Annotated in this window: 8 protein-coding genes; 6 read left to right on the top strand and 2 right to left on the bottom strand. The window is 45.4% G+C overall.

Annotation, left to right across the window (positions count from 1 at the left end):
- Positions 1 to 15: 15 nt before the first annotated feature.
- From BLT29_RS03720 to BLT29_RS03730, 3 genes are all read left to right on the top strand, one after another.
- Positions 16 to 3,636, top strand: a complete 3,621-nt coding sequence (locus tag BLT29_RS03720) for a dynamin family protein (protein WP_176763786.1) — start codon at positions 16 to 18, stop codon at positions 3,634 to 3,636.
- A gap of 500 nt (positions 3,637 to 4,136) precedes the next feature.
- The gene (locus tag BLT29_RS03725) at positions 4,137 to 4,490 is read left to right on the top strand and encodes a hypothetical protein (protein ID WP_090774983.1); all 354 of its coding nucleotides are present in this window, start codon (positions 4,137 to 4,139) and stop codon (positions 4,488 to 4,490) included.
- A 103-nt stretch (positions 4,491 to 4,593) separates the two neighbouring features.
- Positions 4,594 to 5,073: an acyl-CoA thioesterase gene (locus BLT29_RS03730; RefSeq protein ID WP_090774984.1), complete on the top strand. Its 480-nt coding sequence runs from the start codon at positions 4,594 to 4,596 to the stop codon at positions 5,071 to 5,073.
- A 65-nt stretch (positions 5,074 to 5,138) separates the two neighbouring features.
- Here BLT29_RS03730 and BLT29_RS03735 read toward each other — a convergent pair whose 3' ends face one another.
- Positions 5,139 to 7,724, bottom strand: a complete 2,586-nt coding sequence (locus BLT29_RS03735; RefSeq protein ID WP_090774985.1) for a PBP1A family penicillin-binding protein — start codon at positions 7,722 to 7,724, stop codon at positions 5,139 to 5,141.
- Between the two features lie 88 nt (positions 7,725 to 7,812).
- Complete coding sequence (gene recU / locus BLT29_RS03740) at positions 7,813 to 8,409, bottom strand: Holliday junction resolvase RecU (RefSeq protein WP_090774986.1); 597 nt, start codon at positions 8,407 to 8,409, stop codon at positions 7,813 to 7,815.
- A gap of 188 nt (positions 8,410 to 8,597) precedes the next feature.
- On the opposite strand from recU, the gene BLT29_RS03745 reads away from it, so the two are divergent.
- The 3 genes from BLT29_RS03745 to BLT29_RS13575 form a co-directional block, all read left to right on the top strand.
- On the top strand, positions 8,598 to 9,455 hold the full coding sequence (locus tag BLT29_RS03745; protein WP_090774987.1) for a DUF2515 family protein: 858 nt from the start codon (positions 8,598 to 8,600) through the stop codon (positions 9,453 to 9,455).
- Positions 9,456 to 9,735: 280 nt separating this feature from the next.
- Entirely contained in the window at positions 9,736 to 11,328 is a 1,593-nt protein-coding gene (locus BLT29_RS13570; protein ID WP_245701083.1) for a collagen-like protein, read from the top strand.
- Positions 11,329 to 11,430: 102 nt separating this feature from the next.
- Positions 11,431 to 12,524 (top strand): pyocin knob domain-containing protein (locus BLT29_RS13575; protein WP_281241397.1); only part of this gene is annotated, 1,094 nt, incomplete at its 3' end.

Here is a 12,524-nt window from a genome sequence, read left to right on the forward strand (position 1 = left end):
GAAAGGGTGTCAGCTGTGGATGAGTTCATAAGCGATGAAATCATATATACAGAAAAAGAACAAGCCAATTGGCGCGCGATCGAGCAAAAGCAGATTGAAAAACAATTTTGTTTCGCTTTTAGCGGGCATTTTTCAGCTGGTAAATCAACGATCATTAATGATTTTATTGGTGCCCCTTTATTGCCGACAAGCCCCATTCCAACGAGTGCCAACCGGATCACCCTTAAAAATGGTCCACTTGGTGTGTTTGTGCAACGAACAGATGGCCAGACGATTCATTTCAAAGATGATATTCCATGGGACGACGTGCGAGGCTTCGGTATGGACGGTGCGACAATCTCGTCTATTTGTATCACTGCACCACTTCCTTTTTTAGGGGCGTTCGGTCAGCTTGTTGATACGCCGGGTGTTGACTCTACAGATCCAACGCATAAAACAATGACGATGGATGCGCTTTACACGACGGATGTGGTCGTGTATGTGATGGAATATAACCATGTGCAATCAGAGACGAATTTACATTTCTTAAAACAGCTTTCGACAGAAGGGAAGCCACTCTTTCTCGTAGTGAATCAAATTGACAAACATGACGAATCTGAACTGGCATTTACGACATTCAAACAAGATGTCGCGGAAACACTTCGCAACTGGGGGATCAGTTATCAGGATATTTATTATGTCAGCATGCGAAAAATGAATCATGCTGGGAATGAAAACGAGCGCTTTAAACGAGAAATGAAAGCAATGATGCGTGCGAGTGCTGTTTTATGCGAGCAAAGTCAACAGTGTCTGCAACAAAGTTTTTACTTTGCTGTGAAACGGCGCATCATTGAAGAGCTGGATGAGGCCGTTGCGGCGATTGAAGCAGAAGTTGAAACACTTGGATACACGCTAACAGATGTACAAACGTATACGAAGGAAGCGGAGAAATTGGTAGCATACGAACATGCTTCCCAACAACGAGAGGCACAGTTTATAGCGGAATGGGATTCATTATTTCGCCAAGTATCGTTGTTTAACGCTCATCTGACCGAACTGACGAGAGATTGGTTATTGGCGACACAACCAAATTTTCGAGTCGGGTTGTTGTTTTCGAAAAAGAAAACGGCTGAAGAACGGACACACAGGTTGAAAACATTGCTTAAAGCGTTGCAAGATCAAGTCAATTCCCAACTCGTGTTTCATTTGCAACGCTCGTTTCAAGCGGTGCCACTTGCTGAGTTAACGAATAATGAAGCATTTCAAACCGCAATACAAGCGCTTACATACACGGTGGCGTCAACACTTTTTACCGACAATCAACCAACTGGGACGACTGGACGAGAATATGTGTACGCCTTCACAAAATCACGGACGGATGACATCGTGCGTGAACTACGGCGTCGTGCGAGAGCAGCACTAGATGTGATGCAGGCAGGGTTAAAAGATGCCGATAAACGAAGATATGAAGAAGCAGTGGCATCATATGAAGAAAAAGCCGTGCTTCGTCCCTATGTAGATAGGTATGAAACGCAACAACAAAAGTGCCACGCGCGCGCGAGGAAACTAGAGAAAATCGCCGCCCAATATGAAGGCGCAAATACATTTGCACACGCGCTTGATCAGGCACGAAATGAGTTAGTTACTGCGGATGAAGAGGCAGCGGAAGCACGTGCGCGTGCGCAACTACAAACACTCAATTTTACGGATAAAAGCGTCATTGCTCATACAAATGAGGTGCTATCTGAAGAAAACACGCGTCCTACTGCACAAACAGTATCGCTCGCCGCATTAAATGAATGTTTTCAACAAGAACGAACAGGCGCATGGGGACGAACGTGGCGTATGCGTCTGCAGCATCGATTGCAGCAAATTGAACAGGAAACATACACGATTTCATTATTCGGCGCTTTTAGCGCAGGAAAGTCAAGTTTTGCGAACGCACTTTTAGGCGATGATGTACTGCCAACTTCACCACATCCAACTACTGCGACGGTGACAACAGTATCACGCCCAACAACAACCTATGCACACGGCACTGTCATCGTCACGTATAAGAAAAAAGATGACATCGGAGCTGAAGTCGCTTCACTTGCACGCTGGTTGGCCATGGACTTGACGCTTGATTCACTCGCTTCTTGTCGCTTACAAGCAAGCAAAGGCAAGACGAATGCAGAAAAGCAGGCACTTGCTTATTTGCAGACGTTGCAAGCAAGTTTACGAGAAAACAACAATGTACTTGAAACGAGTAGGGAAGTGTCGTTATCAACATTGCAAACATTTGTTGCGGACGAAGCAACCGCTTGTTTAATTGCGACAGTCGATATTTATTACGCCTGTAAATTAACAGAAGCAGGAATGACGCTTGTTGACACACCAGGTGTTCACTCCATTCATGGGCGTCATACGCAGGTTGCTTATCAACAAATTGAACGATCCGACGCGATTTTTTATGTGACGTACTATAACCACGCATTTTCCAAAGCGGATGCCCAGTTTTTAGAGCAATTAGCGAAGATGAATACGCATTTTGCGACGAATAAGTTATACTTCATTTTGAATGCCGTTGACTTGGCGATGAATGAGGACGAACGGCGTGGCGTTGAGCGTTACGTATATCATTCACTTGAGCAAGCCGGTGTCGCAGACATCCGCCTTTACCCAGTGTCTAGTAAACAAGGACTGGCAGCGAAGAAACAAACGGGGCAAGGTTGTGAACTGTTTGCATCGTTTGAAAGATACGTGCATGAAGGTCTGTTGCAGTCGTTAAAAGCGTTTAATATCGAGCTATTACATGTGGAAACAATGCAATATGTCGACTTCCTGGAAGAAAAAATTGCCTACGTCAATGCGGATAAAGAGACACAACAAAAAGAAGCCGCGCGCTTTGAAGCAGAGATGGCTACGTTTTTGCAAGCTTTTACACACGAGCGTGGCGATCTCCTTTTAGATCGCATCATTCGAGAAGCGAGTGAACTTTATTTGTACTTGCGAGAGCGAATTGTGTATGTGTTGCGAGATCGTTTTACGGCACACGTCAATGTAGCCACTGTTCAAGGAACGACACGCACAGCACAACGAAAATCTCTACAAATGTCTTTGTATCAGTGGCATGAGGAGACCTTGTTCTTTTTAGAACAAGAATTGGCAGCAACACAGGCACGATTACAGTTGGCACTAAGTCATGCACGCGACAAATGGTTACAACAATGGGAAGAACGCATGCAAAAATGTGTCCCGACATTTTCGTTTCATGCACAAAAAATCGTTCGTTTTACATTAAAAGTAGATGCAGCATCTCTTTCTGTTGCATTTGAGGCTGCCCCTTATGTCGCTCATTTTCGTTCAGCGCAAGCATTTTTTGAACAAGGTGGACTGAGTCAAATGAAAGAGACAGCGGTTCAGGCGTTAACAAAAGTTTATCGCGCGCACATTGAAACGTATGAAGCAGCAACGAAACAAGCGTTAACGGAACTTGTTGCTGGGATTTATGAGACAGAGAAAAACCGCTTATCTGAAGCGATCGCATCTGAACAAGCACAACTTGTGGAGTGGACGGATCCACAAGTTGCTGAAGCGATGACGCAAGAAAGAGAACAATTGATGAAGATCGTTCCTGGGCGCAATGCAGATGCGACAATGGGACCAAATTTATAGTCTGCTTTATGTCAGTCGTCAGCAAGCAAAAAAAGTGTATGGAAACCGAACCGTTTCCATACACTTTTTCAATGAATAGCATGTACGTAACTTAGAGATGGTAGGCACACCCGACTGAAAGGGGGTGCCGCGCATGAACGAGCTACAAGCTTGGATTCTAATCGCCATTGCGTTTGGAACACTTGTTGTCGCCGTCGTGAATGTGTCTAAGACAGATTAAGTCCACCGTCTGAGTTCCGTGCTCACGGTGGACCTATGCTCCATTCAAAAAGCCTGCCCCTTAGGGGACGTTGTGCTATACTGACTGCTTGGTGATCACCAGGCAGTCTTTTTTATTATATGTGCTTCTGTTAGTTAAGTATACATGTATGAGGAATAGGGTGCCAATACTAGGCAGCAAAAGTTCAGCTAAATCTCATCAGTCAAGAAAAAATAATGATAAATTTGTTTTATACTTGTATACTGTAAAGAAAGCATCAAAAAGAAAAGGAAGTGATTTTTTGGTTCGTCATGTTTACTACTACGCAGTCATGCTAATCACGCTTGTAATGATGATTGGCGGGATGATTGCCGCAGCGGTGAATGTTGTTTCACTTGTAAACCCAACCCCGTATTACATGAGCTTTGAAGATTACAAACAAAACCAGCACTACGAAGACGAAGGTGAGAAGGAAAGAGAACATTTAAGTGAAGAGCAGTTGCTTGCCAATTATGAGCGTTATCAAACAGAGGAAGTCGAACGTGATCAAGGGTATACAGTGAATCAACTACTGTACAGCGGCTTCTGGGTTTTCATCCCACTTCCGTTCTTTGTGTTAGCACGCAGGCAATTGAAACGACAAGAAAAAGAATGAATGCGCTTCCTCCTCCTAGAGTGAAATGATAAAATAGGGAGGAGGCTTTTTTTGCGCCTAAAAATGGACACCATAGAGAAAACAGAGTGAAAAGGAGAAACTGATGACAACAACGAAACGATCTCGTGAATCGCGCACCGTTTTAACAGACATTGTTTTACCACCAGATACAAATTACCACGGCACAATTTTTGGCGGCAATGTCATGGCTTACGTAGACAAAGTCGCAAGCATTGCTGCGATGCGTCACTCGCGTATGCAAGTCGTCACCGCAGCAAGTGACAGCTTTGACTTTTTAGCACCGATTAAAACGGGGGAAGCCATTTGCATTGAAGGTTACGTGACTTCGACACGGACGACTTCGATGGAAGTGTTTGTGAAAGTAGAGGCAGAAGATTTATTAACAGGAGAACGCCGGCAAGCAGCAACATCTTACTTAACATTTGTCGCGCTAGACGGAAACGGGAAACCGGCATCAGTACCGCGCGTCGTCCCGGAAACAGAGGAAGAGAAATGGCATTTTGCAGGGGCGCAAGAGCGGTATGAAATCCGCAAGCGGCGGCGCGAGCAACAACGGACATAGCGATGTGAAAAGAGCACGAAAACGCCCATACGCGCAGTAACATGCGCAAGTATGGGCGTTTTTCGCTATTCTTCGTCTGGTGGATCTGGCTCGACCGGTGTCTCTGTGTCGCCGCCGTCACCATCACCATCATTAGGAGGGCTTGTCGTATCTCCGTCACCTGGATTCTCGTTACTTGGTGGCGCTTCTTCTTCCGGTGGCCGTCCGTTAGACGGGGGAGGTGAGTCACCATTGTCGTCATCACCAGGTGGTGTTGGTTCTGGCGGTTCTTCTTCATTTTCCTCCTCGTCCTCGTCGTTTGCAGCACCTGGCGTTACTTTAAGGATAACAGCCTTACTTTCTTCGTTCGCAGAGACTGCTTTAACTGTGAAAGTATACGTTTCACCTGGCGTGACATTCGTGAAAACTGCTTTCATTTCATTTTGATTCACTTGTAAGGAGCCTTTATCAATCGATGCTTCAAAGTTAACCTCTTCACGTTCGTCTTCCGGATAGTCCCAAGAGAAGGTAAGTGTGTTTGTATCTTTATCGTAGTCAGCAGTAAGTTTGCTTGGATCCGAAATCCCTGTGTTTTCCGGTATCTCTTCTGGTTCCGTACCACGAACAAATAGTTCGCGGCTAATTTGATCGCTCGGTGTCTTTACGTTCCTAACAACGACAGAGTCCGGTTTCACAAAATCAGGCGTGTCAACCCCTTTGTGAACTTCGGTCATGATATGTTTAAAGATGGACTGGGCAGTTGTTTTATGCGCGTCTGTTAAATAGTTATTTTCACCGTTCTTGCTAAAGCCCATCCATACCGATGCCGTGTAGTTTGTGCTGTAGCCACTAAAGGTGGAGGCAGGGTAGGCATTAGGGTCGGTGATGTTATAGTGTGCCCTTACTTTGTCATTAAAGTTCGTTGTTCCAGTCTTTCCGGCAACTGGTATACCAGCGACTTTTGCGGCTTTTCCTGTTCCAATCGGATTGTTTATAACATCTTTTAACATATCCGTAACCATATATGCGGTGTAGTCTTCCATTACTTTTTCACTTTCTGGTTCCATATTCATTTCGCGCCCATCTGGAAAGACGACTTTGCGAATAATATATGGTTCAGTGAATGTACCACCATTCCCAAACGCAGCGTAAGCCCCTGCCATTTGTTTTGTGGATACTTGAGTCCCCCCAAGAACGCCCGCTTCAACGCGGTGATGAGTCACTTTTCCGTCCTTATCTTTCGTTGTTTCGGGGATCTTGATCATCGGATCTAAGAAAGCATACGCTTCGTCTTTACTTACTTCTTGCATCGCTTTAACTGCTGGGATATTCCGTGACCTAACTAACGCTTCCCGCATCGTCATTGCACCTAGGTACGAGTTGTTAGCATTACTAATGGGTGTCCCGTCAGTGTAATTGTGCTTTTCATCGACCAAAACCTTCGCCGTCGACCATTTGTTCATTTCAATACCCGGTGCATACGCAAGTAGTGGCTTCATCGCTGAACCTTGTTGTTTTGGATCTGTTGCATGGTTCCAATCTCGTTGGTTATTTTCTTTTATATCATTTCCAAAGGCGCGAACAGCTCCGCTCTTTGTATCCACTAATGTCACGCCGACTTTAAAGTCTTCATTGTCTTGTGGGAAAACCAATCCTTGGTATTCTCCCGATTTTAAGACACGGTCGACACTCTCTTGTGCTTTAGGATCGAGTGTTGTGTACACTTTCAAGCCAGAATTAAGCAAGTTGTTTGAAGCCAATTCTTCGTTGTCTTGTAGTTCATCTAGTACTTCATCATAAAACGTGGCATACGCATAGCGCTCTTTCGTTGTATAATCCATTTGGTCAGCAATCGGCGTATTTCTCGCTTCATCGGCTTCTTCTTTTGTGATGAATCCCTGTTCTTCCATTAGGTTAAGAACAGTATTCCGGCGTCCCTCAGCATTTTCAGGATTCCTATGTGGATCATAAAATGTGGGGCGACGTGGGATCGCTGCGAGTACGGCCGCATCGGCAACCGACAGTTCGTCTAATGACTTGTTAAAGTAAGTTTCTGCAGCAATTTGGACACCGTAACCGGCGGAGGGACCTAAGTTAATTTGATTTAAATACATCTCTAAAATTTCTTCTTTAGAGTACTTCCGCTCAAGTTGAATCGCCAAATATTGCTCTTGTACTTTCCGTGTCAGTGCTTTTTCATTCGTTAAAAATAAGTTTTTCACAAGCTGTTGTGTAATTGTGGAAGCACCTTCTGCACCAAAACCTCCTGTAATATTGGCCCAGATGGCACCGCCGAGACGTTTAAGGTCTATCCCGAAGTGATCATAAAAGCGTTGGTCCTCAACGGCAATAAATGCATTCTTTAAATGATCAGGCATATCTTGAATGTTGGCACTTACTCGGAATTCGCTCGCGTCTAAAGTAGAGACGAGTTCATCATTCATATCGTAAATTTGCATTGATTGAATGAGCGTCAATTTTTCAGGATCTAAGTCCGGGGCGGTGGCAATCATAATGGCAATCGTCGTCCCGCCACCGACAACACCAATCCCAAAAAGGATCGCCATGGTGAGTAAAATCTTTTTAAAAAGCGAGCGAGGTTTTTTGGACGATGCGCCTTTTTTACGTTGTGCTTGTTTTCTTTCTTGACGTGATTTGAATCGGTCAGACATATCATTCTCCCCTTCTCAACGGAGCCAGTTGTAATGAAGAAAAGCCCCTACGTTCTATGTGTATACACGTATGTTTGTTTGTGATGACTTAAAAATATAGTTGTTTTACTGTTTTTAAAAAGTCTATGCGTGGGTGAAGCCCCGTTTTCACTGTGTGTCCATATTGTTCAATATCTTTTTTTGGAATCGACTTGCGTTGTTGCTCATCATAATATTTAATCACATGATGCGCTTCAAGTAAATAGACCTCATCAGCGGGTTGAAAACGGATGAGGAAGAAACAAATCCCACTTTGAGTAAGGACTTGGCGCATATGTTCAATTTGGTGCTCATGGACGTTTTTTAATGGAAATGATGTTTTATTTCTCGTTTCTTTCGCCTCAAAATCAATGTATGCACCTTGAAAAACCCCGTTGTAATCGGTGGTCGATGCTTGCTTATAATATGCTTCCCGAATCACGGCCGCGCTTCGTTTTGGGTAGTCGACATGGACGACTTGAATGGGGGTTGGTTTTTTATGGATGACGGCAACACCTTGATGTAAATAGTACGTGTTTGTCTCATCAATATCTTGCTCAAGCGTCATACCTCTACCACTATAGTTGCTTTTCTTCAAAGGGTTGTGATGACTTGGTAAGGACGACTTGCTGGTATAAGGTTGGCCGTTTGGATAACGGATCGTCATACGTAAGCCCCCTTTCTAGAGATCATCCATACTTGTTCTCTTCGCGTATAAATTGTATACAAATGTAAATAGTAACGGTAAATGTATGACATACTCATCTTTTCATTTTACCATAGTTTTGTTTTTAGAAGTGAGCATATCTGTCCATTTTTAGTTAAAAGTTGTCAAAGAATGAGGGGAAATATGTGATGGAATGGCAATTTTCGTTTCATAATGCTGATAATATTTCGCGTACAAAAATGTATGATGCGTTCGCAAGGAAATTGCCCGAAATTCGCTATGCACGTTTAGCCGGATTAATAAGCCGGAACACTGGCTGGGCAATGACCGATTTACTAACGAAAAAAAAGCGGTGGCTTTCTGAGGCGGAAAAAAAACAACTGGCATGGATATATGAACAAATAAGCCACCTCATTTTTTATGATACATATTACCAGTTATCTTTGTATTCGCGGTCAAAAAGAAAAGGACAATTGCTGCTTGATACCATGTCAACATATGGGGTATCTATTTTTATGCAACAAGAGTGGCTACGTTTTTGGGAAGGGCGCGATGAAATCCGATTGCTACATGCAGCAATTATTCATGCACAGTTCATGATACAACATCGGCTCCTTGGACGATTGCCCCCTCAATTAATGCGCATATGGGCAAAGGATGTCAAGGAGAATGGCATGGACCTGCCAACTTCAAGGGGACCATTGTATCATATTCATATGAAACAGGTACATGATCCTACAAAGCGGGTTAAGTATTTAAAACAAACTGCGTCATTATTATATCATCCGCATATTGAGTGGGGCGCATATCGGTTTCTATATGGGGTGGAACCAACAGGCTCGCGTCGAGATTACTTGTCTTGCTGTAATCAAGGAAATGCATGGCCACTACGGATAAGTTTTCCGAAGTGTAAGACAAATATTCCTGTGAAACATACACATTACCGTGACTGGTATGGTCATTGTGATGTTCAAAAGATTGAACGGCTATTTCGACCAATTTCAGTGGTACCTAAGATGTATATGAATAAAAACAGGAAACAGTAAGAAACCGGGGCCAGAGGTCCCGGTTTTCGTTCTCCAAAGGATTTCATTGCCAAATAATCGGTAATCATCATGTAACTAATTTTATAGCTTTGCCCTATGTATAAGCAAGCGCCTTTTTTTGTATAAGCTGACACCGAATTGACCGGGGGGAATATTTTGTTATGAGCAGGAGAAAGTGTTTGACGGGTACCACATGATTTGGTTCATTCCACTGTAATGTGAGAGCAATTGACATTTACGGAACATTTTCCCCTGAAAATAATAAAGGAGGTACATGCATATGTCTCAGCCAAATATGCCCAATATTACGCCTAATATTACATTAGGTCGCGATGATGTCGTTAATTTGTTGTTGGCATCTATTGCGATGGAAGAAATGGGTTTGGCACATATCATTAATGCTGAAGGAGAAAAGATTCAATATGCCTTAGGAACACTGAGTGGTACAACAGGTCCACCGGCAACGATACAGGAAATTTTAGACATTAACCGTAGTGCTGCTTCAATGTTGGACACGATCTTCAAAAAAGAAATTATCCTCGATTCAAAAATGAAAACGGCGACAAACTTTCCAGAGGAGGTCGTGGGTCCAACGGGTATCACGGGTCCGACTGGACCACCTGGAGGCGTTTTAAGTGTAAATGGTTTGACTGGAGATGTCGTTCTCACTGCAGAAGATGTAGGTGGTTTCCCGTTAACCATGTCTGTTTCTTCTGCCTCTGACTTAGACAGTTTTACAGATCCAGGTGTGTACAGCTCAAATGGTACCGATGGTCCACCGCTTTCAGCACCGCCGACTGTGACATCTCCTATATGGACGCTTTACGTGTCTGTCGTATCGCCTGCTACGGTGAACCCATGGATACAGCAGTTGCTTTTCTCAAACCCAACGTTGTATATTCGTAGCTTTAATGGCGATACATCAACATGGAGTAATTGGCAGTCTTTAGAAGCGCCAATAGGCGTGACGGGACCAACCGGTTCAGCTGGACCGACAGGACCGACCGGACCAACGGGTCCAACAGGCGTGACGGGACCAACGGGCGCTACGGGTGCTACCGGACCAACGGGCGCGACGGGACCAACAGGCGCGACGGGACCAACAGGTGCAACCGGACCAACAGGTGTAACGGGACCAACGGGCGCGACGGGACCAAACGGACCAACTGGACCAACGGGCGCGACGGGACCAACGGGTGTAACCGGACCAACGGGCGTGACGGGACCAACCGGACCAACCGGACCAACGGGCGCGACGGGACCAACGGGTGTAACCGGACCAACAGGCGTAACCGGACCAACGGGCGCGACGGGCGCGACGGGACCGACCGGACCGACCGGACCGACCGGACCAACAGGACCGACCGGACCAACAGGGGCAACGGGTGCCACAGGCGCGACGGGCGTGACAGGTGTAACGGGCGTGACGGGTGCTACTGGTGCCACAGGTGCGACAGGCGCACCCGGACCAACAGGACCTCCGCCACCACTTGTGTTACAAAACTATGCATATATAGACGATGGAGCAGGAGTAGAAAATATCACAGCAGGAGATCCAATCGTCATGGATGATACGACAATCTTCAATGGTGACATTACTGGTACGACAAGTACTGTTGTATTGAATCCGGGTGTTTATTGGGTTTCATTTGGCGGACAATTTTCAATCGCTGATTTAGCACTCACATTACTTGTTGACGGCACACCTTATGCGGTCACATATCAAGGACCTAGTACTTCTCAAGGGATGATTTCTCATGATGTCATTTTAAATGTGGATCCTGGACCTGCAGTGACACTCACCATTGTAACGAGCGTCGATGCCCAGATGCAATGGGCGTATATGACAGCCTTCAAATTAATAGAAGGGTAATCTTAAACAACGTGGCGTCGAATAAGTCATGATTTTACTTGTATACTTTCGTTCATTATTGCGAGATTAGAAACAAGATTAAAATGAAAAGGAGAATGGTATATGTCTCAACCAAGTATGCCTAATTTCACACCGACCATTACACTGACCCGCAGTGATGTGATCAATTTATTGTTAGCCTCCATTGCGATGGAAGAAATGGGTCTGGCGCATATTATTAATGCTGAAGGAGAAAAAATTCAGTATGCTTTAGGCACTTTAAATGGATTAACGGGTCCGCCACTGTCTATTGAAGAAATTTTAGAGATTAATGGTGCTGTAGAAGACATGATGGACACGATATTCAAGAAAGAAATCATTTTAGAGTCTAAAATGAAAGATGCTGCACGTATTCCAAGTGTACTAGGTCCAACGGGTGCAACTGGACCAATTGGTCCAGAGGGAGAGGTGTTTAGTGTCAACGGGCAAGTCGGCGTTGTCGTTCTTGATGCAGAAGATGTGGATGCCTTTCCATTGACGATGCCCGTTTCATCTAGTTCTGATTTAGATAGTTTTACAGATCCAGGTGTATATAGTTCAAATGGGACCGATGGCCCACCCGTTTCAGCGCCACTAGGTACGCCACAAGTATGGACACTCTATGTATCTGTCATTACACCAGCAACGGTCAATCCATGGGTCCAACAATTACTCTTTTCTAATCCAACACTATATATTCGTAATTTTGATGGTGATACGTCGACGTGGAGTGCTTGGGAACAAATTAGTCCACAAGGAGCGACGGGGCCAACTGGTCCGACGGGACCACCGGGACCTACAGGACCTATCGGCTTGGCAGGTCTTCAAGGGGCAATAGGTCCAACCGGAACGACAGGTGTCACGGGTGTGACCGGCGTCACCGGTGCAACGGGCGCAACGGGCGCAACGGGTGCAACGGGTGCTACCGGCACAACAGGAGTCACTGGCGCAACAGGGATCACCGGACCAACGGGATCAACCGGACCAACCGGACCGACGGGACCCACAGGCCCAACAGGACCGACGGGACCAACAGGGGTGACCGGTGCCACAGGCGCTACAGGTGCTACCGGCATGACTGGTGCTACCGGCGTGACCGGTGTAACAGGTATCACCGGGCCAACGGGACCAACCGGTATTGTTATGGGTGCCACGGGTGTCACAGGACCAACGGGCGT

This window comes from Shouchella lonarensis (genome assembly GCF_900096965.1).
In the GTDB taxonomy this organism is placed as follows: Bacteria; Bacillota; Bacilli; order Bacillales; family Bacillaceae_D; genus Shouchella; species Shouchella lonarensis.